Raw genomic sequence first — 24760 nt, forward strand, 5'->3', positions numbered from 1 at the left:
TTACGCCCGGCGGTAGTCGGCGAGGGTGTCGTCGGCGACGTCTTCGAGGTTCACGACAATGTTCTCCGGGGTGCGGGTGGTGAGCCAGACGAGTTCTTCGGTGACGGACATGTTGGCCTCGACGTGGGGCATGAAGGGCGGGACGAAGACCCAGTCGCCGGCCTTCATGTCCTGGTACTCGGAGTAGTTTTCGCCGTAGTAGATGCGGCCGTGGCCGCGCAGGACGTATCCGCCGGTTTCCGCCTCGCCGTGGTGGTGGGGCAGTGAACGGTATCCGGGTGTGTTCGATACCTGGCCGAACCAGATCTTGGTGGCGGGTGTGTGCTGGATGGACACACCCGATACCCGAACGGCATCACCGGACTGGGCGGTGTTGGTGTCTTCCTCACCTGCACGTGTGACGACCGGGACGACTTTGCCGTCGGCTCCGGCGTACATGGAGTTGTTGCCCTCGGTCAGGTACGCGGTTGTGGTTTTGGTCATGGTTTTCACTCCTAGGTAGCTGCGGTTATGGTGACAGGCGCGCTGTAGGTTGCGCGGCCGTCGTTGTGGTGGATGCGGATCCTGTTCTCCAGGCGTCCGATGCCTGCAATCTCGGTGGTGAGAAGATCGCCGTCTTGCAGGAATCGTGGGGGTTTCATTCCCATTCCCACTCCGCCGGGTGTACCGGTGAGGATCAGGTCCCCCGCCCGCAGAACCGTGAAGTGGGAGATGTAGGAGAGGAGTTTCGCGGGGCCGAACACAAGCGTGCCCGTGTTTCCGGCTTGCACCAGTTCGCCGTTCACGTAACCGCGGACCTCGAAATCGCCCTCGACTTCATCGGGGGTAATCATGACCGGTCCAACGGGGGTGGTGGCATCGAAGGCTTTGCCCTGGAACCACTGCAGGGTGCGGTTCTGCCAGTCACGCATCGAGACATCGTTTGCCACTGTGTAGCCGGCGATTGCCTGCAGGGCCTGTTTCTCATCTGCGCGGAATAGGGGGGATCCGACGACGACGGCCAGTTCGGCCTCCCAGTCCACCCGTTCACTGCCGACGACGTCGATCGTGTCCCTTGCCCCGGTCAATGTGTCTGCGTACTTCGCGAAAAGTGTGGGGTATTCCGGGAGTTCCCGGCCCATTTCCTGAATGTGATCGCTGTAGTTCAGGCCGCAGCAAATCACCTTGCCCGCCGCAGGCAGCAGGGCTGCCAGCTCGGCGGCTGAAGCCGAAACGCTGTTGGCATTATGACGCCGTCCCGATACGACGGAATCGGCTGTACGGCGCCATTTCGGGTCCGCGACCATGGAGCCCACATCCGGGTATGGCAGCGGCAGGTAAGCAGTTTCGTCTGAGACAAGTACCGCCGCCGTGGTGTCCTTGCCCGCCCGCAGTGTGGCCAGTTTCATCCGTCCAGTTCCCTTCAATCTGATGTGTCGACTTTTTGACGGTCGTCACATATGCTCAAGGTAGCACGATGCAGAGGATCTGAACAGAGCTCTTTTTCCGAACCGACGACCACCCCCATATGCAGGAGGAACCACCGTGACCAACAGGACAGTCAACCCCCAGTCGCTTCCCAAACCATCCGGGTATGCCCATGGCATCCTTGCCGGGAACACCGTGTATTTGGGAGGGCAGACGGCGCTGGACAAGGGCATGAGCATCGTGCCCGGCGGCATTGTTGAACAGTTCAGACAGGCGTTTTCGAACGTTCTGACAACGTTGACGGAGGCCGGGGGACAGCCGCAGGACCTGGTCAGTGTCACGATCTATCTCACCGACGTCGACGACTACATGGCGAACGGCCGTGAAATCGGACGGATCTGGCGCGAGATGGCGGGCTCGGAGTATCCCGCCATGGCCGGCATCGGCGTCACCCGGCTGTGGCAGAAGGAAGCTCTCATCGAGATCCAGGGGATTGCGGTGATCGGAAACCGCTGATTATGCGGGCGGTGGCGCTCCCGGCCCCGCGCACCGACACTGCTGTCGGATTTTTGACCGGGCCCCGGTGTGCATCCACGCCGGGGCCGGACTCATGGCGCGAAGCGCCTACGCTCCGTCGTTCAGTTCCGCGTCGTGAGCTGAAGTGATTTTACGGCTTCCGCCATGTGCGCCGGCCAGGGCTGGGCCGTCAAGGACCCTGAAGGGACGTGGGCCACGGTCACCGTGCCGAATGCCGCGATTCCGCCTTCGGATTCGAGATGGGGGTGGCCGAACACTTCAAAGGCGTAGGTCATTGACGTGCGGCCAAGTTTTTGGATTCCGACAGTTGCCGTGATGCGCTGGCCGAACCAGAGTTTAGCCCTGTAGCTGATCGCCTGGTGTACACGCGGCGCGCTCGGGAAATAGTCAGGAAGGTCGAGGGCCCGGAAGAGCTCCGCTTCCGCGGACTCAACCCAACGCATGACGGAGGAATTGTGCTGATGGCCGGAGGCGTCAGTGTCTACCCATTCGACATTGCGATCGATGCTGGCGTGCCGGCTTGGCCGCGTCCTGTCAGTCATGGGTCTCCCTTCAGCGCGTGATGGTCCCACGTCACCAGACCTTAGAGTATATCCCTGTGATGACGACCGTTCACGGATCCGCAATGGGCGTGATTGCGGATCCGGCAAACGCCGCCCAAGCAAACATCATATCGCTCTCTTTATGTCCGTCACAAAAACGACATATACTCATTTCATGACGCATGCCTGACGGCGGCACTGACGCCACGTCTACATGCCCCTTTCCAAGGAGTTCCGATGTCTGTTTCCGACTTTGACGAACGCAACGAAAAGAACCATGAACCACCGAGGAGTGTCGTCAGCTAGGAAGAATTTCGAGGAGGTTTTCGGGGGCTCTGTTCCGGTTTGCGCCCCGTGGGCCGGACTGATGTTCATCTAGCCTCGTGCCTTAAGGCCGTGGGCCAGGGTGCAGGATGCGCGTTCCTCAGGCCTGTAGCCTTGGACTGTTAAAATGATCCACTATCGGAGGTGTTTAATGTCTGGAGCCAATGCTGTCCCTGACATTTCACCTATGCCACGCCACCAGCATCTCATCGTGACCGTCTACGGACTTTATGCCCGTGCACATGACGGCGCGTTTGCAGTATCAGAGCTGATACAACTTCTGAGCGACCTGGGAGTCGAGTCAGCCGGAGTGCGCTCGTCGGTCTCGCGACTGAAGAAGCGCGGAGTTCTCGTCAGCCTCCGAAAGGACGGGTCGGCCGCCTACAGGCTGGCGCCAGGACTAGAGCATGTTTTCAGGGCGGGCGACGAACGCATTTTCTCCCCGCACCGCGCACGCAAGGGTGATGACTGGATCCTGACATCATTCTCCGTCCCTGAGTCCCAGCGGCATCTTCGCCACAAGCTCCGCACCATTTTGACGCGCATCGGTTGCGGTCAGGTTTCGCCGGGCTTATGGATAGCTCCCGGCAACCTGGCGGACGAAGTGAGTCAACAGCTTGAACGTGCGGCCTTGATGGAATACGTGGACCTGTTTAAGGCAGCCCACCTGACCGAAGACCATATCCGGTCGAAGGTCGGGCAATGGTGGGACCTGCCCTCTCTTGACGCACTATACGCGGACTTCATCGACCGCCACGAGCCTGTACTGCAGCGCTGGTCCGAATTGCCCCCGGGCGAACCTGAGTCACCGGAGTATCTCAAGCAGGCCTTCGCCGACTACGTCCCGATGGTGACCCAATGGCGCCGTTTGCCCTATATGGATCCCGGCCTGCCTGAAGAGTATCTTCCCGGTGACTGGAGCGGCCTGGCCGCCGAAGCACTCTTTGCCAGGCTGCACTCACTGCTTGGCCCCATCGCCCAGCGCTACGCACGGTCCGTCGTCGAACGCTAGATGTATTGACCTGAGAGGTTAGTGACGCGGCTGGCCGGTGGCTGACCTTTGAGTGAAGTGTGGCCTCGGTGATAATTGTAGTGATGGAGCCAGTCGGTGAAAGTGGCAACACGCTCTGATTCTGATGCGTAGGGTTTGGCGTAGGCCCATTCGTCGAGCATGGTGCGGTTGTAGCGCTCGACTTTGCCGTTGGTCTGGGGCCGGTAGGGGCGGGTGCGTTTGTGCTTGGGGCCCGTTCCCAGGACGTCTCTGAACGCGTAGGAACGGTAGCAGGAGCCGTTGTCCGTCAGGACCCGTTTGACGGTGATGCCGCAGGACTCGAAATAGGCGTTGGCGCGTTCCCAGAATCCGGCCGCGGTTTCCTTCTTCTCATCGTTGAGGGTCTCGGTGAAGGCCGCGTGAGTGATCATCGACGGCGTTGTGCAGGAAGGCGTAGCCCGGTCGCCGGTTCGCCGCCGTTCCGGACTTGTTCCGTCCGCCGGCAGCCCTGCCCAGGCTCCGATGTCCGCTCCCCGCACGGATTCGTCCGAGTTTCCTGATGTCCACGTGGACCAGGTCCCCGGGGCTGGCGTGCTCGTAGCGGCGGATCACCCTGCCCGTGGCCCGGTCCAGCCAGGAGAGCCTGGCCAGCCCGTACCTGGAGAGCACCCGGTGCGCCGTGGAGGGATGGATCCCCAGCAGAAAGCCAATCCGAGCCGGTCTCCACCGGCGGTTGACCCCAATGTCGTTCGGATAGCTGCTTGGGCCGGGTGTCAAGATCTTCGTGGTGAGTGTCGCGGGGTAGGTGCGGCGGTCGACGTTCCGTTCCTTGGCGCGGTATTTGGAGATCGCGCGTTTGACCACCCGGGGCCGGGTCCGTATGCGGCGGGCGGGCATCACCTCAGCCAAGACCGCCGCACCGATGCGTCCGGCCAGGTCGATCACGGCCCCGGCCAGGATGCCGCGGGCCTGGATCACCTGGTCGCGGGCAGTCCTGAGCCCGATGCTGAATGACAGGCGGTCGGGATCGGTCGCGGGATGCAGCAGCGTCGCGTCGGTCATCGCTGTGCGCAGGACCTGATAGCAGGTCAGCAGGGCCCAGACCTCCTGGAGAACCGCTCCCGGGTGCCTGCCACGCAGCACCCGGCCGCCCAGGATGCGTGACTTCAGCTCGCAGTACGCCGTTTCGATCTCCCAGCGCTCATGGTAGAGGCTGACCAGACCCTGGGCCGGAGCGTGGAGAGGGTCAAGCATCGTGGTGACCAGGCGGTAGTCGGTGGTGCGGGTTTCCGCCTCGGTCGTGACTGTCAGCGCGGCGTCGATGACCCTGACCGGCAGGCCGGCGACTTTGGAGAGGTAGGAACCATCTGGAAGCAGCTCCAGGACCGGCAGCTTCATGACATAGGTACTGGTTTTGGCGCGGAAAAGGAAGTCTGCCCCCGCCTCGGACACAGCGCGGAAGAAGCCGAAGGTGGCGAAGTTCCGGTCCCCGAGCAGCACCATCCCCGGGTGCAGACATGCAGTGATTTGGCGGGCATAGGTCAGCTCGCCCACCGCATCGGTGCCGAAGACCGCGTCGATCACCGACCGGGTCCCGGCCGTGAAGATGGCGACCAACCGGAGCATCGGATATCCCGCTTCGCCGTTGGGTCCGCTGCGTGGCTTGGGATACCGGGCCCGGTTCTGCCACGGCAAGCTGCGTGCCATCGATCGCCACGACCAGCCGTCCGGCGAACCGGGCCACCTGCCGGTCAGCACATACTGCGGGCCCTTGACCAGGGTGAACAGCTCGCGCAGCGGGCCCACACCAACGCGGCACATCGCCTCGCTCAGCGCCGGGCCGAGGGGCCCTTCACCGGTCCCGGCAGCCCCGTAACCAGGCGCGAGTAGACCTGCCTCCACCCCTGGTCGGCGAACAAGACCCCGGCCAGCAACAGGTAGATCACGACCCGCGAGGGCAGTCTCCTGACCCGGTGTTCCTTGCCGCCGGCGGACTCAAGCGCGGCATCAACCATTTCGAACGGAACGACGCGGGTCAACTCGCCCAGATGGCCCGGCGCGAATACCCCTGGCGCATGATTGATGGCAGGATCGGACATCGTGGCTCCTGTATGAGCAGATCAGTCTTGGTGGACCGAACTACTCAAACAGGAGCCACACCCATATGCCCCGCAGACACGCCGACTTGACACCCACCCCCGGCCCCTAACCGAACGGCATTGCAGTTGACCCTGATCGCGATGATCCGCCGCACCTCTCCGCGGGCGCGTCCTCCGCGGAGAGGTGCGGGGCCGGCTCGAAGTGTCCTGCATGCCAAACTCACCGGGCTCGGTAGCGGGCCGCCCAACGCGCCGCAGTCGTTACCGAGACCTGGAACCTATCAGTTGCCGCCGCAGCGGTCACCCATCATCGACGATGCACCGGGCCAGCCGGAGCCTGCCCTTCGGCGTAAGGACCGCATTAGCATGGGACATTGAAGACCTCCCAGTGAAACTGGACACTAGACAAGCCCCACTCCACTTGGAGGTCTTCTTTTTGTCACCTAACCACGCCGGATATTCCTAACCTCCGTGGTCAATACACCTAGGCGACGGCCCTGATCGGTTTGATGGCGATGCCGGCGAGGATAACGGCGACGATGGCGAACACATACAGGGCGGGGTATCCGAAGAGGGAGATGACCAGCGCAGCGATTCCGGGGCTCATGGCCTGCGGGATATTGGTGGCAATGTTCAGGATTCCGAGGTCTTTGCCTGCGTCCTGGCCGCCATTAGGAAGGACAAGGGTCATCAGGGCGGTGTCAGCCGACATGTAGATGCCAAACCCCAGGCCGTTGATGACGGACATGATGATCATTCCCGTGACGGTCGGAGAAAACAGGGGCATGGACAAGCCGATGGCCAGGAAAACCGAAGAGATGTAGATGAAGATCTTACGGCGGCCCAGTTTGTCGGAAAGCCAGCCGGTCACGGCGATGCCCACGATGGTCGGCACCAGGCCGGCCAGGCTTAGCAGGCCAACCGTCGCGGTCGCCTCCTCCGGGGCGAGCTTGATGAAGTCGGTGAGGGCGTAGAGCATGTAGGCGAAGGCGGTGAAGTAGCCAAGGATGAACAGGAACCGTGCCGCGAAGGCCCAGCCGAAGTCAGGATATTTGCGCGGATTGATCCAGAAGGACTTCAGGAAGGCGATGGGGCTGAAATCTGATCTCTTCATGGTGAGGCTCGGCAGGTCTGCGTTGAACAGGACGAAGCCCAGGGTCGCGACAATGACCAGGATGCCGAAGATGGAGTATCCCAGGCCAAGGTTCGCGGCCAGGGCTCCAGCTAGCACAACGCCCAATACGTTGCCAACCATCAGGCCAAGGCCCGCGATCGAGGATGCGACGCCGCGCCGTGCCTCGGGGAAGCGGTCAGGAGTGATGGCCGTCATCGGATTCTGAAGGACATTCAGCGCTACCTGGATGATGACCCAGCAGATGGTGATCCACAGGATTGAACCGGCGGTGGGGAGGATGAACAGGAACATCGCGCCCACCCCGGCGCCCAGGACCATCCACGGCGTCCGGCGTCCCCAGCGGCTGCGGGTGCGGTCCGAGATCGCGCCGATCAGCGGCTGGGCGATGATGGTAAAGACCAGCGAGATTGTTGATACAAGGCCAAAATTGACCACCTTGTTCGCCGCATCGATGTTGGCGATCTGAGTGGGGAGAAGTATGGACAACAGTCCGGAATACGTGGCAAAGAGAACGAACCCAAGGATGGCCAGCGACGGCAGCAGCCTCTTGGTCTCCGGTGCTGCCTGGGGCTTCCCGGATTCGGGACTCTCATCGTCGACCTCGAAAGCTTCGGCCGGCTGCAGTGGTATAGACATGACGCGAACTCCATCCTGATGCGAACACCCCCGTTGGCGTTCGACTTGGCTATACCCAACTATGGGGCCGCATATGAAATACTTCAAGGGTCTAACTATATGTACTTCACTTTTAGTAATGGAGGTCAGTATGGAAACGATCGTCCCGACAGCAGCGGGTCAGGTCCGCGGTGTGGATCTGGGACCGGTGGTGGCGTTCCTGGGAATTCCCTACGGCGCCCCCACCTCAGGAGATAACCGGTTCCGGGCGCCGCAGGCAGTCACGCCATGGGCCGGAGTCCGCGATGCCACTGTCTTTGGACCCGCTGCTCCGCAACCGGTTCCCAGCGCGGTCTCCCGCGCGCAGATGCTTGAGCACGGCGTCCCCGAGCTAGCGCAAGGCTTTGCAAGCCTGCTGTATCCGCACTCCGGGAGCCCGGTACAGGGGACCTTCATTGACGAAGATTGCCTCATGCTCAACGTATGGGCACCGGCAGCTAAGGCGTCCGGGGCCTTGCCCGTTATGGTTTGGCTCCATGGGGGAGCGTTCCTGCATGGTGCCGGGTCGGAGCCGGCGTTCCATGGTGAGCGCCTTGCCGATCAGGGCGACGTAGTTGTTGTGACGATCAACCATCGCCTGGGCGTCTTTGGCTTCCTGCCCTATTCGGGCCCTGATTTCCCGGACGCCGGCCAGGCCGGAATGCTGGATATCGTCGCGGCGCTAAAATGGATCAGGCTCAATATCGGGCAATTCGGCGGAGACCCGGCAAGCGTTACGGTCTTCGGCCAGTCCGGCGGAGGTATGAAGATTTCGGCGCTCATGGCCATGCCGCAAGCGTCTGGCTTATTCCACAAGGCCATCATTCAAAGCGGCGCGGGCCTGCAGTTGCTGCCGCAGGATGCGGCAGAGGGCCTGTTCGCTTCACTGTGCGCGGAACTGAAGCTGGAAACGGCGGGTGCAGGAGGCGTCGGCGGATCGGTTGAAGAACTGCGGCAACTCTCCGTGGAGGCGCTGCTCGCGGCCCAGGCCAGCGCGATGGCCCGCACCCCCGAAGTCGGGTTTGGTTTTTCGCCCGTGGTCGACGGCACCACGATCGTGGGCCACCCCTTGCAAAGTGTGGAGAGCAGCGCGTCGCATGTGCCGCTCCTGATAGGTTGCACCAGCGAGGAGTTCGGGCTCTTCCTGGCCATGGATACCGGTTACGGGTCACTGGACGAAGAAGCTCTCGCGATCCGCCTTGAGCACGGCTACGGCGACTTGGCCGGAGACCTGCTGGCGGTCTACCGGGACGCATTCCCTGCCGCCTGCTCCCAGGAGATCCTGCGCCGGATGGAAACAGACCGCCACATCCGCGTGAGCAACAGGCAGTTTGTTGAACTAAAACATCAAAACTCAACCGCGCCGGTCTATGGCTACCTCTTCAACTATCCCACCGGCGTACTCCAGGGACAGCTGGGTGCCGCTCACAGCGTGGACCTCGCATTCGTTTTCGGGAACCAGGACCGCATTCCGCTCTCGGGTGTTCGGGACGGCCGCGATGAGATTGCACATCAAATGGTTTCGGCCTGGACAGCGTTTGCGCATAACGGAAATCCCTCAACAGCCGCGCTGCCAACTTGGCCTCAGCATGACCCGGACACGGTCGCCACCATGGTGTTCGGCTGGCCGGAGTCCGCTATCGTCCATGACCCGGACGGTGACCGCATACAGGTCATGGAAAAACTGGAGTCAACCCTGTTTCCCCGTAAGCCCTGACCCTGAATAAAGTCACACCAAAACCGACTATCCGGTCGGTAAATCAGTTACAGTGTTTTCCAGCCCCCGGGCGGGGGTATCAGAGAGAGATGGCGGGCTATGTCTTCAACGATTTTTACCGAACCGGGCAACTTCCGTGACTTGGGTGGCATTCCTGTCACCGGGGGAGAGGTGCGGCCTTCGCGTGTTTTCCGCAGCGATGACCTCAGCACGGCAACTGACGAGTTTCTCGACTCGCTGTTGGCGGATTACGGCATCACGGAAATAGTGGACCTTCGAGCCGCGGAGGAAACCGCCAGGGTGAATCTGGGGCGGCTGGGCTCCCGCGGGATCGACTACCACAATGTGGCGCTCGGCGGTCAGGTGATGGACGGCTATGCAATGCCGGCCGACGACGACGATATGGCGGAGTTCTATGTCCGTCTGGTTGAGCAGCATTCACGGCAGCTCGTGAGCATTTTGAGTCTCATTGCATGGAGCACGGGCGGCCTGGTCTTCCACTGTGCAGCAGGCAAGGACCGCACCGGGATCCTGGCTGCGCTGCTGTTGCGGATACTCGGCGCCGAGGATGAAGAGATCATCCGGGACTATGGCATCACGGCCGGCAACGTTCGGTCGATGGTGGCGCGATGGCTGGCCGCTACGCCGGCGGCTCCGACGGTGGCCAGCGGCATGGAGCCCGGGGAAGCCGCTGCGGATGACTCGCCACGGGTGCCTCCGCGGGAGTTCCTCGAGTCCCTGGACATGGACAACCTGCCGCCGCTGATGGATGCCAGGCCCTCGGTCCTGCGGCTGGCCCTTCTGAAGCTCGACGAGAAATACGGTGACGCCTTGGAGCCCTTGCGGGCCGCAGGCCTGGATGAGAATCTGGTCTCCCGCCTTCGCAGCCAGCTCGTGGTCGCCTGAGTAGACTGATGCTGGACTGTATGGTGAAATACCCGCAAACTGGCTGCCGGTAGGCACTTGCGGCGCAAAGGAAGTAGCAGCGGTGGGTGCAGCGGCAGGCGTCAGGAACGCCAAAGGGGAAAAGCGACGGGCTGAAATTCTCGCCGAAGCAGAGCGCACCTTTGCCGAACTCGGCTATCGGGGCGCTGCCCTCCAGGTGATCGCAGACCGGGCCGGGGTTACCCAGTCCGGGCTGCTGCACCACTTCCCTACAAAAGAGCAACTGCTCTTCGCGCTCCTGGAGGAACACTTCAGCCAGGACAGGGAACGGTTCCTGGACCAGAAGCGCGCCGATAAGGCCGTCTGGAAGAAGCTGAATGCGGTTGTCTCCCACAATGCGAAACACAAGATCTGGACCCGGTTCTTCGCCATCATGACAGCGGAGACGCTGACCAAGGACCACCCGGCCAGCGACTATATGAAGAACCGCTACGAGCTCGTCAGGCGCAGCATGGCCGAGGCCCTGAGGCAGGACATGGTCCGGGGAGCCATCCGCGAGGACGTGGACGTGGACGCCCTGGCTTCCTTGTTGATCGCCGTAACCGACGGGCTCCAGCTGCAGTATCTGCACAACAAGAAGATCGTCATGAAGCGCAGCTTTGCCATCCTGCAAGAGGCGCTGAATCTGTGGCTCGCGCCAAGACCGCCTTCGTAGCGGTGAAGCCGGGCCCTCACCTGTTGTGAGGACCAAGCGTTCCCCGAACTACAAGCCTCTCCTGTTGTGCTGCCCCGTGCTGCCTGCCCCGAACTACCCTTACGGTGACCAAAACCGAACATTAAAAGGTTTTCCTTGATTTACCGACCGATCACACGGTATGTTCGGCGTAGTTGGTGAGCCAGGCCACATCATGGCCCGAGTGAACCTTTCGGACTCGCATGCAGCGGCTATTGCCAGGCACAAAAAATGCCTGAGTCCAAGGAATCTAATGTTTTTTCGATGGACGAGGAGGTCCGCTTTGCGATCAGCAGTAAAGGTTTGGATGGCCGGGGTAACCATGGCCGCAGTTGCAGCACTTGCATTGACCGGGTGTGGTTCGGCAGGAAGCGAAGCCGCAGGCCCCAAAACCGGTGGCACACTGACCATCGGGGCGCGCCAGGACGTGATGTCGTTTGACCCCGGAGCCTTCGACACCGGGGCCCAGGTCCAGTACTGGCAACCTGTCTATGACACTCTGCTGAACTACACTCCGGACGGCAAGATTGAACCCAACCTCGCCACGGAGTTCAAGTACAACGAGACCAACACGGTTCTCACCCTGAAGCTGCGCGAGGGCGTCAAATTTACCGATGGAACTCCCTTCAACGCTGAGGCGGTCAAGGCGAACATCGAGCATTTGAAGAAGGGGACCGGAGTCAGCGTCTACATGGTGGCCAAGGTCAAGACAGTCACCATAGTGGACGCGACCACAGTCCAGATCGAGCTGAGCGCGCCGGATCCGGCCTTCACGTACTACCTTTGCCTTGTGGCCGGCGTCATGGCGTCACCGGCGGCAATGGACACGGACGGTCTGAAAACCGTGCCGGTGGGCAGCGGCCCGTACACACTGGATACCGCAGCCACCATTCGCGGCAGCCAGTACACCTATGTCCGCAACAAGGACTATTGGAATGCTGCGGCTTTCCCCTACGACTCTGTGGTGGTGAAGCCGATGGAAGACATCACCGCCCGGCTCAACGCCATGAAGTCCGGCCAGGTCAATGCCGCCGAAGTTGATGCCAGCGTGCTCGCGGAGGCCAAGGCCAGCAAAGTAACAGTAAACGAACACTTGATCGGCTGGACCGGGCTGATATTGTTCGACCGCGAAGGTACAATAGCGCCGGCGTTGAAGGACCTGCGTGTACGCCAGGCGTTGAACCATGCGATTGATGGACAGGCTATCGCCAAGAACATCTTCGGTGGCGAAGCGAAGGCCACCCAGCAGATATTCAACCCCGCCAGCCCCGCCTACGACGAGAAGTTCAACACCGCATACTCCTATGACCCGGCGAAGGCCAAAGCCCTGATGGCAGACGCCGGGTACGCCGACGGGTTCGAACTCACCATGCCGACTGTCCCCGGCGATCTGACCGCACCGTACATTACCCAGCAGCTGGCAGAAATCGGTGTGAAGGTCACATGGGAAAAGGTGCCGAACGAAGCGATCGTACCCGACGTCCTTAAGGGCAAGTACGCAGCTGTCTCGCTTGGTTCCAGTTCCGGTCACCCGTGGCGGGATATTTCCAAGATGATCTCGCCGACAGCGGCATGGAACCCGTTCCGCACCAAGAACGCCGACCTGGACGCCTTACTGGCCAAGGTTCAAGGCACCACCGGTGAGGAACAGCTGGCGGCCTACAAGGCAGTGAACAAATACGTCACTGACAATGCCTGGTTCGGTGCGTGGACGTCCACGAAGAGCATCCAGCTCACGGATTCCGGCACGAAGGTCACCATGCAGGCCGGCAGCGGAGTTCCCTACCTCAGAAACTATTCACGGGTCTAATCATCGATGCCTGTGGCGGCGGCCGACCGCTGCCGTCACAGGCCGATATCCGAGATTCCTGAGAGGACCATTGTGCTTAACTTTCTGATTCGGCGAGCGGTCACCGGTGTGATCCTGATTGCCGCCATCTCCCTTGTCACGTTCCTTCTTATTTACTCCAGCGGTGGCGACATCGCCCGCCATGTTCTGGGCGGTGATGCTGATCAGGCCCAGGTGGACGCGAAAGCCAAGGAGCTGGGACTGGACCAGCCCATCATGACGCAGTACTTCGCATGGTTTGGGAGGATGATCACCGGCGACTTTGGCCGTTCGTGGTTTACTTCCGAGTCCGTGACGGCCGCTATCGGCTCCAGATTCTCCGTGACGCTTTCCATCGTGGTGGTTGCACTCGCAGCCGTTGCCATCCTCAGCGTGTTGCTCGGCGTCACCGCGGCAGTCCGCCGCGGCTGGGTGGACAAAGTTCTTCAGCTGGTGTCCGTGATTGGTGTGGCCCTGCCGAACTTCTGGGTTGCCCTGATGCTGGTGGTGTTCCTGGCCATTAACGTGGCAATCTTTCCCGCCACAGGCTACGTGGCTCTAGCCACCAGCCCGAGTGGCTGGCTGATGTCCATAGCTTTGCCTGTCATAGCCATCACCGTCAGCGGTGTGGCAGGGGCCGCGCAACAGATCCGAGGTTCCGTCATCGATGTGATGGGCCAGGACTATGTGCGGACCCTCCGCTCACGGGGGCTCTCACCGCGCTCGATCCTGTTCAAGCACACACTCCGCAACGCTGCCCCGGCCGCGCTCACCGTCCTCAGCCTCCAGTTCGTCGGAATGATTGGCGGTGCCGTTGTGATTGAAAAGGTCTTCGCCCTGCCCGGGCTGGGACTCCTGGCACTGAATGCGACCCTCCGGGGCGACATCCCGATCGTGATGGCGGTGGTCATGACCATGGCGGCCATCGTGGTCATCGTGAACCTCACTATCGACCTGGTCAATGGCTGGGTCAGCCCGAAGGCGCGTGTGAAATGAGAACTCCCTTGTCCCCACCCCAAAGCGACTCAAAGGGTAGCTCGCCCAGCCCCGAAAACGCAGTATCGCCTGCCGAGGTAGTGCGCGGAAGGGCCAAGCGTGGACTGGTCCGCAAGGTGCTGCGCGATCCTTTCGGCGCGGCCGCCGTCGTTATCATCGCTCTGATTGTGCTGGCCAGCGCCTTCGCAAAGCTGCTGGCGCCCTTTGCCGCGGACTTTGTGGACATCAGCGTGGCCAACGTCCCCCCACTCACGCCAGGCCACCTGCTGGGCGCAGACTCTTCGGGCCGGGACGTTCTCAGCCGCCTCCTGGTCGCGGGACAGCTGACCATCATCGGGGCCGCCGTGACCGTCGTCCTCTCCGTGAGTATCGGTGTCACCATCGGGCTGGTGGCCGGCTACTTCGGCGGGCCGGTTGACGCCGTCAGCAACTGGATTGCCGAACTGCTGATGGTCCTGCCCAGCAAGATCGTGCTGGTGGCGCTCTTCGCTGTCGTGGGCCCGAACACGGTGATGACCATGGCGGTTCTGGGAGTCATGGTTGCGCCGGGCTTCTTCCGCCTGGTCCGGAGCCTGGTGATCAGTGTCAAAAATGAACTGTACGTCGACGCTGCACGGGTTTCCGGCCTCTCAGATGCCGCCATTATCGGCCGGCACGTGCTGATGACGGTGCGTGCACCGATCGTGATCCAGGCGAGCTTCGTCGCCGGCATCGCCGTCGTCATCCAAGCCGGCCTGGAATTCATTGGTCTGGGCGACCCAACGACGCCCACCTGGGGCGGAATGCTGCAGGAAGCGTTCCTGGCCATGTACAAGGCTCCGACTCTGATCATCTGGCCAGGCGTGATCATCGGGCTGTTTGTTGGTTCCTTTATCCTGCTGGGCAACGTGGTGCGGGACACCCTGGAAGCCGGCAGTACTGCGAAGGTCAGCGGCAAGGCACTGCGGGCTGCGAAGACAACCCAACGTTCCCTGAAGGGCGCCGAAGGTGCAGGGTCAGCGGCAGGATCACCCCGGCCGGCCGCGCTACTGGTGGTCGACAGCCTTGAAGTCGGCTATCCGAAAGCCGTTGGAACCGTCACGACGGTGGTGCACGATGTGTCGCTGTCCGTAAACCGGGGGGAAGTCCTCGGACTGGTCGGTGAGTCCGGATCAGGGAAGACCCAGACGGCCTTCGCGGTATTGGGTCTGCTGCCGGCGGAGGCTCTGATCGGCCACGGGCAGCTATGGCTGGAGGGCAAGAACCTGGCAGCCCTGACGGTCAAAGAGCGGAACGCCTTGCTGGGCCGCAAGATTGCCTACATTCCGCAGGAACCCATGAGCAATCTCGATCCCGCCTTCAAAATCGGCTACCAGCTGGTGGAGCCGATCCGGGCCCACCTGGGCCTGGGCCGCAAGGCCGCCAAGGCGCAGGCCTTGGAGTTGCTGGCCCGCGTGGGGATCCGTGATCCGGAGCGGACCTTCAACGCCTACCCCCATCAGATTTCCGGCGGGATGGCACAACGGGTCCTGATCGCCGGGGCGATCTCCTGCAACCCCGAACTGCTGATCGCAGACGAGCCGACGACGGCGCTCGACGTGACGGTCCAGGCCGAGATTCTGGATATCCTGCGCGGGCTGCAGAAGGAACGCGGCATGGCGATGATCCTGGTGACGCACAATTTCGGCGTTGTCGCGGATCTTTGCGACCGTGTGGCGGTGATGCAGCTGGGGCGCATCGTCGAGCAGAACACCGTCCAGGAATTGTTTGCTGCACCGCAACATCCTTACACAAAAATGCTTCTGGACTCGACCCTTGAGGGTGGGCCGGCGCGTCCTGCCTGGCAGCCCGGGCCGACAGATCAGCCCAAGCAGGGGCCCGCACGTTTGAAGGAAGAGGTAGCGAATGTCTAGACCACAACAGTCGCCGGATGACGGTGCCGGGCTCCTTCTCGATGCCCGGAACGTGGTGGTGGAGTATCCGTCCAAAGGCTTCAGAAGGCCGCCCTTCCGGGCGCTCAAGGAAGTTTCGCTGGACATCCGCCCGGGGGAGACGGTGGGGCTCGTGGGCGAATCCGGTTCCGGAAAGACGACATTCGGCCGGGCGATTCTTGGCCTGGCGCCAGTGGCCTCGGGAAGTATCCGGTACAACAGCCGGGAACTGGTAGGCATGTCCAAGGCCAACCGCCGGCTATTGGCCAAGGAGATCCAGGTGATCTTTCAAGACCCCTACACGTCCTTGAATCCCGCGATGCTCATAGCCGAAATCCTGACCGAGCCCCTGATTGCGCAGGGCGTCCCGAAGGGGCAGGCTGCTCTCGAGGTGAGCAGGCTCCTGGACCAGGTCGGGTTGCCGGCCAATGCTGGGCAGCGGCTGCCCCGGGAGTTTTCCGGCGGCCAGCGGCAGAGGGTAGCCATTGCCCGGGCGCTGGCGCTCAAGCCCCGGCTCATCGTGTGCGACGAACCGGTATCCGCCCTGGACCTGTCCACACAGGCCAGGGTCCTGGATCTGCTGGTGGAGATCCAGGACCGTACCGGCGTCGCCTACCTCTTCGTCTCGCATGACCTTGCGGTGGTGCGGCATATCAGCCATCGGGTCGCCGTGATGTACCACGGGGAAATCGTGGAATACGGTGACTGCCGGACCATCACGGAGCGCCCGGAGCATCCCTACACCCGCCGGCTCCTGATGGCAGCCCCCGTTCCCGATCCCGCCGAACAGCGCAAACGACGACTGGACCCGCCATAGCCTGCTCGAGACCGAAGCCCTGTCTGCATAGCCAACTGCAAGCCAGCCAACTGAATAAGCCCCAACAGATTGACCTAAACCGCGACCTGGCCAAAGGGCCTGACGCAAAAGGAGTACCAAGATGACCAAACCGCTGACAACCCTGACCTCCCCGGATGGCACCGTGTTCCGGGACCTGAACAAAAACGGCACCATGGAGCCGTACGAAAACCCGAAGCTGCCCGTTGCCGAGCGCGTTGCCGACCTCGTTGCCCGTCTCAGTGTCGAGGAAAAAGCCGGGCTCATGTTCCAGCCGATGATTGAGGTTGGCCCCCACGGCGAACTGATCGAGGACGCAGGAATGTTCGGCGGGAAGCCGACCAGCCACCTTCTCCAGGAGCGGTACGTCAACCACTTCAACGTGCTTTCCACACCGGGACCCGGCGAGCTGGCCGGCTGGCACAACAGGATTCAGCAGGGGGCCGAGCAGACTCCGCACGGCATCCCGGTCACGATTTCGACAGACCCGCGGCACTCGTTCACGGACAACATGGGAGCCTCCTTCGCGGCCGGGCCTTTTTCGCAGTGGCCCGAACCGCTTGGCTTCGGCGCGCTGGACGATGCCGAGACCACCCGGCACTTTGCCGATATCTGCCGTAAGGAATACCGTGCGGTGGGAATCCGCGCGGCCCTTCACCCCACAGCGGATCTCGCGACCGAGCCGCGCTGGGCGCGTCAATCCGGCACCTTTGGCGCAGACGCCGCAGTGGCCGGACGCCAGCTGGCGGCCATGCTGCAGGGCTTCCAGGGAAGCGGGCTGTCCGCGGAATCGGTGGCCTGCATGACCAAGCATTTCCCCGGCGGCGGGCCGCAGAAGGACGGCGAGGACCCGCACTTCGACTACGGCCGCGAGCAGGTCTACCCCGGGAACAACGAGGCCTACCACCGGGGCCCGTTTGAGGCTGCCTTTGCCGCCGGCACCAGCGCCGTGATGCCCTACTACGGCATGCCCGTTGGGCTGGAAGTCGACGGCAAAAAGGTGGAGGAGGTGGGCTTCGGCTTCAACAAGGACGTCATTACCGGGATCCTCCGCGGCCACTACGGTTATGACGGCGTGGTGTGCACCGACTGGGGGCTGGTTTCCGACGGCAACCTGGCCGGCATCCCGTTCCCTGCCCGTGCGTGGGGAGTTGAGCACCTTACCCCCGGCGAACGCGCCGCGAAGATCATCGACGCCGGCTGCGACCAGTTCGGCGGGGAAAACGATTCGGAGCTGGTGCTTGGCCTGATCCGTGCAGGCATTGTCAGCGAAGCCCGGCTGGACGAGTCGGTTGCCCGGCTGCTGAAGGTCAAGTTTGAACTGGGCCTCTTCGAGGATCCCTTCGTCAGTGAAAAGGAGGCCGCGGAGAACGTTGGCCGCGCCGAATACATCGAGGCCGGCTTCCGGGTCCAGCAGCGGAGCATCACCCTGCTGAAGAACGCCCCGGCAACAGCCGGCAGTGCTTCCGACGACGACGGCGGCGGCCCCGGCCCGCTGCTTCCCCTCACCACCGGAATCAAAGTGTTCCTCGATGGCGTCGCGGCCGCCGAGGCAAGCCGGTACGCCACCATCGTCGAGACGGCGGAGGAGGCCGACGTCGCCATCGTCCGGCTGCGGACACCCTTTGAGCCCCGCACAGGGAACTTCCTGGAACAGCTTTTCCACGCCGGCTCCCTCGAGTTCGACGCCGCCACCATCGCCAAGGTGTCCGCCCTGGCCGCCACGGTACCGACCGTCGTCGACGTGTACCTGGAGCGCCCGGCCGTCATGCCGGAAATCGCGGCTGCGGCGTCGGTCCTGACCGTCAATTACGGGTCCTCGGACCGTGCGCTGCTCTCTGTGCTCTTTGGCGAGGCCCAGCCGGAAGGAAGGCTTCCTTTCGAACTGCCGTCCAGCACGGCCGCGATTGAGGCGTCAAGCCCTGACGTTCCCAACGACACCGCCGATCCGCTCTTCGACTGCGGGTTCGGCCTCCGCTACGCTGCCGTTCCGCAGGAGCTGTGACCTTCAGCGCCGAGCTGTTTGACCTCTCGCTGAGGGTCATCACGAGCCTGCTCCTGGGCGCCACCATAGGTTTGGAACGGCAATGGCGGTCCCGGATGGCCGGGATCCGCACCAACGCGCTGGTCGCCGGGGGGTCCGCGCTCTTCGTGGTGATGGGCGCGTACTCCTTCGGGGGCATCGGGGCGGATCCCACCCGCGTAGCGGCCCAGATCGTGTCCGGCATCGGGTTCCTCGGCGCCGGCGTGATCATGCGTGAGGGACTCAACGTCCGCGGGCTGAATACCGCCGCGACGCTATGGTGCGCTGCCGCCGTCGGCTCGTTGGCCGGGTCAGGGCTCTACCTGATCGCGATCCTTGGGGCGTTGTGCATCGTTGGAGTGAACACACTCCTGCGCCCGGTGGGACGGATGATCAACCGGCATCCGCGGCGGGTGGCTGGGGACGTTCAGTCGACGGCGGACGTCGGCTACCTGCTGGAGGCCACAACTGACGGCGAGAGTGAAGGCATGGTGCGTTCCATGTTGGTGCAGGCGATCAGCCGGCCCGGTTTCAGCCTGCAGTCGATGTCAGCGCGGGGGACGAAAAACGCGCTGGTCAAGGTGCGGGCGGAGCTTTCGGCGAGTGTGGAGGCGGACATCGGCTCCTTGGAGAGAACCGTGCAACGCATGAGCCTGGATCCCAAGATTTACGCCGTACGTTGGCGTGCTGAAGACATTGAAGAGGAGTAACGCTGTGAAGGCAATCATGGTGATGTTCGATACGCTCAACCGCAAGATGCTGCCGCCCTACGGGTCAAGCAGAATAATAGCCCCCAACTTCGCCCGACTGGCGGAGCGGAGCGTTACGTTCGAGAACTGCTACGGCGGCTCGATGCCCTGCGTGCCCGCCAGACGCGAGATGCACACCGGGCGCTATAACTTCCTGCACCGTTCATGGGGGCCAATTGAGCCCTTCGACGATTCCGTTCCCGAGATGCTCAAGAAGAGCGGGGTCTACACGCACCTGGTGACGGACAACAAGCACTACTGGGGCGACGGCGGCGCCACCTACCACGGGCGGTTCAACACCTTTGAGTTCTTCCGCGGGCAGGAGGGGGACGCGTGGAAGGGCCAGCTGGCAGACCCGGAGATCCCCGAGACGGTGAACAAACGCAGCGACCCCCTGTGGCGCCAGGACTGGATAAACCGTGGATATTTGCAGGACGAGAAGCAGCATCCGCAAACCCTGACGTTTGACGCAGGGCTTGAATTCATCAGCACCAACAAGGACCAGGACAAGTGGTTCCTGCAGATTGAAGCATTCGACCCGCACGAGCCATTTTTCAGCTACGACGTGTACCGCGAGCTGTACGAAGAGGGCTACACCGGCCGGCATTTTGATTGGCCGATGTACCGGAAAGTCATTGAAAACGATCAGGAGTCCGCACACCTGAAAAACGAGTACAACGCGCTGCTCACCATGTGCGACCGATCCCTGGGACGGGTCCTTGACGCGATGGACGAACACGGGCTCTGGCAGGACACCATGCTGATCGTGTGTACCGATCATGGGCTGCTCCTGGGCGAGCACAACTGGTGGGGCAAAAACGTCCAGCCCTGGTATGACGAAAACATCCACACCCCGCTCTTTGTGTGGGATCCCAGAAGCGCCGAAAGTGCCGGGCAGCGCAGGTCCGCCCTGGTGCAGACCATCGACTTCGGCCCCACCCTGCTGGAGTTCTTCGCCGTTCCCGTCACTCCGGATATGCAGGGCGTTCCCCTGGCCAATACCGTGGTCAATGACCAGCCGGTGCGCAAGGCGGGGCTCTTCGGGAACACCGGCGGCCACGTCAATGTCACCGACGGGCGGTATGTCTACATGCGGGCGTGCGGGGATGAGTCCAACTCGCCGCTCTTCGACTACACGCTGATGCCAATGCACATGCATGCCCTCTTCAGCCCCCAGGAACTGCGGCAGGCGGAACTGGTGGAACCCTTCAGTTTCACCAAGGGAGCTCCGGTACTGAAGGTGCCGGCGTTCAGCTTCGGGAATCCCTATGTCTATGGCACCCTGCTGTTTGATCTGCAGACTGACCCGGCCCAGGATAATCCGCTGCGTGACCGGGGTCTTGAGCTGACCATGGCCACCCTGCTCCGCGATTGCCTCAAGGAATCCGATGCACCACTGGAGCAGTACCAGCGCCTGGCCTTGCCCATCGAGGGGCCGCTGGGTGAGGAGCATCTGCTGATTGACAAGCAATGGGAGCAAGTCCAGAAGTCCTTGCGCCCGGCACCGCAGAGTGGACAGCTGTCCGTGAACTCGGTGCTGGCACAGCGGAGCCTGTCCGAGCTACTCGAGGACGGGCAGGCCAAGGAGATCGTCCTGGCCTCCATTCCGTTCCTGGCCAACCCGTTCATCCTGATGATGGCCGGGTCAATGACCCTGGTGGAAATAGCCGCGATGAAGGCAGACATCACGCTGGAAGACTTGATGTCACTGGATGGGCTGCTGGCAGCTTCAGCCAGCAGCCGCTGACGGGCGCAGGCGTGTCGGAGCAGAATCCGATGTGTTGCAGTGCCCCTGCCGCCAGGCTGCAGCCACTTTCAGTCACGTCCGCCCTCCCGGGTCGGCCTTCCAGGGCCTCCCCGACGGCGGCCCCGCCGCAGACGTTGATGCCCCAGGTGTGGGTTCCGGGCGGGTCTTTCCTGATGGGGGACGCCTGGGGAGAGGGCTATGAGTCCGACGGCGAGCTTCCCCTGCACCGGGTACGGGTGGACAGCTTCCAGATGGACCAGACCCCGGTGACGGTCCAGGAGTTTGCCCGGTTCGTCGCAGACACGGACTACCTTTCGGTGGCGGAGCATCTGGGAACTTCGGCCGTTTTCCATTTGGCCTGTGCTGCACAGCCGGAGGACATCCTGGGTTTCTCCAGGGAGACGCCGTGGTGGCTTACTGTCCGCGGCGCGAACTGGCGTCAGCCCTTTGGTGCCGCAGGCGCCCGGGCCGGTGACCCGTCGTCGGACCTCAACGAGCATCCGGTGACGCATATTGCCTACCGGGATGCGGTGGCATACTGCCTCTGGGCCGGGCGCCGCCTGGCCACGGAGGCTGAATGGGAGTTCGCGGCCCGCGGCGGGCTGGAAGGCGCCCGCTATCCATGGGGAAACGAGCTGGTGCCCCGCGGTGAAGCTCAATGCAAGATCTGGCAAGGGACATTCCCCTGGAGCAGCACCTACCCACAGGGGACCATGGCCACCGAGAAGGTCAGCAGTTACCCGCCCAATGACTATGGATTTCATGACATGGCAGGGAACGTCTGGGAATGGTGCCAGGACTGGTTTTCACCTACGTACTACGGCGAAGCGGCGGCCGCGGCGGCCAACCCCCTGGGCCCCGGCCACGGCGAGAAGAAAGTGATGCGCGGAGGGTCATATCTGTGCCACGAGTCCTACTGCAACCGCTACCGGGTGGCCGCACGCAGTTCAAGCCTGCCTGATTCCTCCAGCGGGAATCTTGGTTTCAGGACGGTTGCCCTGTAGCCAGTAGCGAACGTCAGGCGGGAGCAGCACATTGCGATGTGCTGCTCCCGCCTGGTTTGAGCGGTGCCGGGTCTAAGCTACGCCCACGGCAGCCTGGCTGGACACCGCGATACTCCCGGCATCAAGGGAAACCGTTGTGCTGAGCGGAAGCTGCGTGACGCTTGACCCGACAGAGAGCGTGTACTCGCCTGCCTCGTACTGCCACCCGTCCTGCCAGTGGGCAAGGGACCGTGCTGTGAGCTGGACAGCGGCGGTGGCAGTAGCTCCCGCCTCCGCCCAGACCGGGGCGAAGCCGACAAGCCAGCGCACGGGGCGGTCCACAACGGAGTCCGCGCGTTCTGCGTAGACCTGGACCACCTGCTTGCCTGCTCGCGACCCGGTGTTCTTCACGGATACCTGGACCTCGAACCCAGTTTCGGCCGCGCCCTGCGCTGCGTTGAGTGTTTCCACTTCGAGGCCGTCGAAGGACCATGTGGTGTAACCCAGCCCGTGTCCGAATTCGTAGGCCGGCGCAGTGCCGTTCTTGAGCCAGGCCCGGTATCCGATGTGGATACCTTCGTCGTAGCCGAGCACTCCGTCAGCCGGTGTGACGTTCAGGACGGGAACATCCAGCTCCTCCTTGGGCCAGGTGGTGGGCAACCGGCCCCCGGGTTCCACCTTGCCGAACAGCATGTCCGCGACAGCGTGTCCATACTCCTGTCCGCCGAAGTACGTCAGTAAGACTGCCGCCACATCGTCGCGCCAGGGCGTAAGCACCGGTGATCCGGCGTTGACCACAACTATGGTTCGCGGATTCGCGGCTGCCACGGCCCGGACCAATTCGTCCTGGCGCCCCGGAAGGGCGAGGGAGTCCCGGTCATACCCTTCAGATTCCACCCGTGAATTCGTCCCGACAACAACAACGGCCACATCCGCACCCCTGGCTGCCTGAACAGCCTGGGCAATCAGGGCCTTAGGGTTCGAATCATCGGCTGCCAGGCCGAAGGTGAATGCCAGCGCATCCGCTAACGGGCCGCTGCGGTCGCCGATTTCGTACTCGACCCGGATATCGATCGGCTTTCCGGCAGATACGGAGAGTTTCCCCGTCAGGGAATCAGGAGCGAGAAAAGAAGCGCCAAGATCGTTCCCTGCCGGTGTGACGGTGCCTTCAACAACCAGATTGCCGTCAGCAATGATCCGTGCGGTTCCGACCGCGGCGAAGCCCAAGAGGATCTCGCCGGTCTGTTCCGGGACGTAGTGTGTTGACAGCTCAACTACGGCTGACTCGGCGATCGGGACCCCGCCTCCGAGCCACACCAGTGCGGTGGAGCGGCGATCCTGGGCTGCGAGTTCCACGCCGCTGGCATCCAGGAACCGCACGCGCACGCCGGCTCCGCCGGTAACGGGGTTGGACATCCGCTCGAGGGGGAGTTCGGCCACCCCCTCCTGGACCACGGCGCCGATTGAATACGACACTTCGCCGCTGGGCATCGCGAGGCAGATTCCGAGGAGCGGCGAGATAACCCGCTCCGGGAGGACGGTTGCGCTGCCACCGCCCTGGGTACGGGCGAACCTGGCGTTGTGGCCGATGACTGCGACCCGCGTCGGCGCCGCCGGCAACGGCAGTATCCCGTCATTCTTGACCAACACTGACCCCGCGGCAGCCGCTTCACGCGCAAACGCGACGCCGTCTTCCACATTCAGGGGCTCGGCCTGCGCCGGCTCGAACCCTTCCAGCGCGCCCACCCGCGCGGCCAGCTCCAGAAGACGCCGCACCTTGCGGTCCACCACGCTGACGTCGATGTCCCCCTTTTGCACTGCCGCGATGAGTGAAAGTCCCCATGGTCCTTCGGGGCCAGGCATGACCAAGTCCTGGGAAGCCGTGGCGCTCTCCAGAGAACGCACAGCTGTCCAATCGCTGATCACGACGCCGTCGAAACCCCATTCGGTGTTCAACGGCGCCTCCAGGAGGTCATTCTCCGTGGCCGTGGTTCCGTTGATGGCGTTGTAGGAGCTCATCACAAGCCAGGCGTGCGATTCGACGATCGCCTTTTCAAAGGCTGCCAGGTAGAGCTCACGGAGCGCCCGGTCGGTTACCTGCACGTCCACTGTGAAGCGATCGGTCTCGAAGTCGTTCGCAATGTAGTGCTTGGGCGTCGCGCCGACGCCATTTTCCTGTACTCCGGCCACGTAGGCGGCCGCGAGGTCGGCGGTCAGCAGGGGGTCTTCGCTGAAAGCCTCGAAATGACGCCCGCCCAGCGGCGACCTGTGCAGGTTGATCGTCGGCCCAAGCACAACATCGACGTTCTTGCGGCGTGCTTCCACTGCGGATACTGCACCGTACCGCCTTGCCATGGACAGATCCCAGGACGATGAAAGGGCAGTCGCGCTGGGGAGATTCAACGATGGGTCACGTTCGTCCCACGTCTCACCGCGCACGCCGCTGGGCCCGTCCGAGACGAGGATACGACGCAGACCGATCTTATCGATGGGCCAGGTGGTCCAGAAATCACGGCCGGTGAGCAGCATTACTTTTTCTTCGAGCGTCAGCTTGCCGAGCAGGTCGTCAAATCGACGGTCAACGGGTTGAGTCACGGAATCCTCCAGTCAATTGGAACGCTATATAGGGCGGTCACGATCATGCTAGCGCCAAAAACCAAACAGT

19 protein-coding genes and 3 pseudogenes are annotated in these 24760 nt (G+C 62.7%); 13 read left to right on the top strand and 9 right to left on the bottom strand.

All coding sequences use genetic code 11. The annotated features are described in order from the left end of the window. Positions 1–483: a cupin domain-containing protein gene (locus ACZYZ4_RS16175; RefSeq protein ID WP_463862510.1), complete on the bottom strand. Its 483-nt coding sequence runs from the start codon at positions 481–483 to the stop codon at positions 1–3. An 11-nt stretch (positions 484–494) separates the two neighbouring features. Further along, positions 495–1388 carry a fumarylacetoacetate hydrolase family protein gene (locus ACZYZ4_RS16180; RefSeq protein WP_463862512.1) on the bottom strand — a complete coding sequence of 298 codons (894 nt, stop codon included), beginning with the start codon at positions 1386–1388 and terminating at the stop codon, positions 495–497. Positions 1389–1524: 136 nt separating this feature from the next. Between ACZYZ4_RS16180 and ACZYZ4_RS16185 the strand changes: the two genes are divergently transcribed. After that, positions 1525–1923 (top strand): RidA family protein, encoded by a 399-nt coding sequence (locus ACZYZ4_RS16185; RefSeq protein WP_463862514.1) that lies wholly within the window; start codon positions 1525–1527, stop codon positions 1921–1923. A 122-nt stretch (positions 1924–2045) separates the two neighbouring features. Here ACZYZ4_RS16185 and ACZYZ4_RS16190 read toward each other — a convergent pair whose 3' ends face one another. Next, positions 2046–2486 carry an acyl-CoA thioesterase gene (locus tag ACZYZ4_RS16190; RefSeq protein ID WP_463862516.1) on the bottom strand — a complete coding sequence of 147 codons (441 nt, stop codon included), beginning with the start codon at positions 2484–2486 and terminating at the stop codon, positions 2046–2048. A gap of 535 nt (positions 2487–3021) precedes the next feature. Here ACZYZ4_RS16190 and ACZYZ4_RS16195 point away from each other — a divergent pair. Then, complete coding sequence (locus ACZYZ4_RS16195) at positions 3022–3822, top strand: PaaX family transcriptional regulator (protein WP_463862518.1); 801 nt, start codon at positions 3022–3024, stop codon at positions 3820–3822. On the opposite strand, the pseudogene ACZYZ4_RS16200 reads toward ACZYZ4_RS16195, so the two are convergent. The 5 genes and pseudogenes from ACZYZ4_RS16200 to ACZYZ4_RS16220 form a co-directional block, all read right to left on the bottom strand. After that, a pseudogene (locus ACZYZ4_RS16200) lies at positions 3819–4761 on the bottom strand (IS481 family transposase). The gene ACZYZ4_RS16195 and the pseudogene ACZYZ4_RS16200 overlap by 4 nt on opposite strands. A 132-nt stretch (positions 4762–4893) precedes the next feature. Further along, positions 4894–5622 (bottom strand): annotated as a pseudogene (locus ACZYZ4_RS16205) (transposase); the annotation flags it as partial. Positions 5623–5630: 8 nt separating this feature from the next. Continuing rightward, entirely contained in the window at positions 5631–5900 is a 270-nt protein-coding gene (locus ACZYZ4_RS16210; RefSeq protein WP_463862520.1) for a transposase domain-containing protein, read from the bottom strand. Positions 5901–6028: 128 nt separating this feature from the next. Further along, a pseudogene (locus ACZYZ4_RS16215) lies at positions 6029–6275 on the bottom strand (leucine zipper domain-containing protein); the annotation flags it as partial. Between the two features lie 109 nt (positions 6276–6384). Next, positions 6385–7671: an MFS transporter gene (locus tag ACZYZ4_RS16220; RefSeq protein ID WP_463862522.1), complete on the bottom strand. Its 1287-nt coding sequence runs from the start codon at positions 7669–7671 to the stop codon at positions 6385–6387. A gap of 130 nt (positions 7672–7801) precedes the next feature. On the opposite strand from ACZYZ4_RS16220, the gene ACZYZ4_RS16225 reads away from it, so the two are divergent. From ACZYZ4_RS16225 to ACZYZ4_RS16275, 11 genes are all read left to right on the top strand, one after another. Continuing rightward, positions 7802–9406: a carboxylesterase/lipase family protein gene (locus ACZYZ4_RS16225; protein ID WP_463862524.1), complete on the top strand. Its 1605-nt coding sequence runs from the start codon at positions 7802–7804 to the stop codon at positions 9404–9406. A gap of 99 nt (positions 9407–9505) precedes the next feature. Continuing rightward, on the top strand, positions 9506–10312 hold the full coding sequence (locus ACZYZ4_RS16230) for a tyrosine-protein phosphatase (protein ID WP_463862526.1): 807 nt from the start codon (positions 9506–9508) through the stop codon (positions 10310–10312). Positions 10313–10394: 82 nt separating this feature from the next. After that, positions 10395–11006 carry a TetR/AcrR family transcriptional regulator gene (locus ACZYZ4_RS16235; RefSeq protein WP_463862528.1) on the top strand — a complete coding sequence of 204 codons (612 nt, stop codon included), beginning with the start codon at positions 10395–10397 and terminating at the stop codon, positions 11004–11006. A gap of 301 nt (positions 11007–11307) precedes the next feature. After that, on the top strand, positions 11308–12834 hold the full coding sequence (locus ACZYZ4_RS16240; protein ID WP_463862529.1) for an ABC transporter substrate-binding protein: 1527 nt from the start codon (positions 11308–11310) through the stop codon (positions 12832–12834). A gap of 72 nt (positions 12835–12906) precedes the next feature. Beyond that, positions 12907–13848 carry an ABC transporter permease gene (locus tag ACZYZ4_RS16245; protein ID WP_463862531.1) on the top strand — a complete coding sequence of 314 codons (942 nt, stop codon included), beginning with the start codon at positions 12907–12909 and terminating at the stop codon, positions 13846–13848. Then, positions 13845–15740: a dipeptide/oligopeptide/nickel ABC transporter permease/ATP-binding protein gene (locus ACZYZ4_RS16250; protein ID WP_463862533.1), complete on the top strand. Its 1896-nt coding sequence runs from the start codon at positions 13845–13847 to the stop codon at positions 15738–15740. Before ACZYZ4_RS16245 ends, ACZYZ4_RS16250 begins: the two co-directional genes overlap by 4 nt. Then, positions 15733–16575: an ATP-binding cassette domain-containing protein gene (locus tag ACZYZ4_RS16255; RefSeq protein ID WP_463862535.1), complete on the top strand. Its 843-nt coding sequence runs from the start codon at positions 15733–15735 to the stop codon at positions 16573–16575. The genes ACZYZ4_RS16250 and ACZYZ4_RS16255 overlap by 8 nt, the downstream gene beginning before the upstream one ends. Before the next feature lie 121 nt (positions 16576–16696). After that, a complete protein-coding gene (locus tag ACZYZ4_RS16260) occupies positions 16697–18598 on the top strand; it encodes a glycoside hydrolase family 3 protein (protein ID WP_463862536.1) in 1902 nt (633 codons plus the stop codon). Further along, entirely contained in the window at positions 18595–19326 is a 732-nt protein-coding gene (locus ACZYZ4_RS16265; protein WP_463862538.1) for an MgtC/SapB family protein, read from the top strand. Before ACZYZ4_RS16260 ends, ACZYZ4_RS16265 begins: the two co-directional genes overlap by 4 nt. Positions 19327–19330: 4 nt before the next feature. Further along, the gene (locus ACZYZ4_RS16270; protein WP_463862540.1) at positions 19331–21112 is read left to right on the top strand and encodes a sulfatase; all 1782 of its coding nucleotides are present in this window, start codon (positions 19331–19333) and stop codon (positions 21110–21112) included. 29 nt (positions 21113–21141) lie between these two features. Next, entirely contained in the window at positions 21142–22116 is a 975-nt protein-coding gene (locus ACZYZ4_RS16275) for a formylglycine-generating enzyme family protein (protein WP_463862550.1), read from the top strand. A 72-nt stretch (positions 22117–22188) separates the two neighbouring features. Here ACZYZ4_RS16275 and ACZYZ4_RS16280 read toward each other — a convergent pair whose 3' ends face one another. Continuing rightward, positions 22189–24624 carry a glycoside hydrolase family 3 protein gene (locus ACZYZ4_RS16280; protein WP_463862552.1) on the bottom strand — a complete coding sequence of 812 codons (2436 nt, stop codon included), beginning with the start codon at positions 24622–24624 and terminating at the stop codon, positions 22189–22191. Positions 24625–24760 lie beyond the last annotated feature (136 nt).

The sequence above is a fragment of the Pseudarthrobacter adonitolis genome (assembly GCF_055412845.1).

Coding starts and splice junctions, on each gene's coding strand:
- ACZYZ4_RS16175 (WP_463862510.1), bottom strand. CDS start 483: ATGACCAAAACCACAACCGCGTACCTGACCGAGGGCAACAACTCCATG.
- ACZYZ4_RS16260 (WP_463862536.1), top strand. CDS start 16,697: ATGACCAAACCGCTGACAACCCTGACCTCCCCGGATGGCACCGTGTTC.
- ACZYZ4_RS16225 (WP_463862524.1), top strand. CDS start 7,802: ATGGAAACGATCGTCCCGACAGCAGCGGGTCAGGTCCGCGGTGTGGAT.
- ACZYZ4_RS16275 (WP_463862550.1), top strand. CDS start 21,142: ATGTGTTGCAGTGCCCCTGCCGCCAGGCTGCAGCCACTTTCAGTCACG.
- ACZYZ4_RS16190 (WP_463862516.1), bottom strand. CDS start 2,486: ATGACTGACAGGACGCGGCCAAGCCGGCACGCCAGCATCGATCGCAAT.
- ACZYZ4_RS16250 (WP_463862533.1), top strand. CDS start 13,845: ATGAGAACTCCCTTGTCCCCACCCCAAAGCGACTCAAAGGGTAGCTCG.
- ACZYZ4_RS16255 (WP_463862535.1), top strand. CDS start 15,733: ATGTCTAGACCACAACAGTCGCCGGATGACGGTGCCGGGCTCCTTCTC.
- ACZYZ4_RS16210 (WP_463862520.1), bottom strand. CDS start 5,900: ATGTCCGATCCTGCCATCAATCATGCGCCAGGGGTATTCGCGCCGGGC.
- ACZYZ4_RS16180 (WP_463862512.1), bottom strand. CDS start 1,388: ATGAAACTGGCCACACTGCGGGCGGGCAAGGACACCACGGCGGCGGTA.
- ACZYZ4_RS16280 (WP_463862552.1), bottom strand. CDS start 24,624: ATGCTGCTCACCGGCCGTGATTTCTGGACCACCTGGCCCATCGATAAG.
- ACZYZ4_RS16220 (WP_463862522.1), bottom strand. CDS start 7,671: ATGTCTATACCACTGCAGCCGGCCGAAGCTTTCGAGGTCGACGATGAG.
- ACZYZ4_RS16230 (WP_463862526.1), top strand. CDS start 9,506: ATGTCTTCAACGATTTTTACCGAACCGGGCAACTTCCGTGACTTGGGT.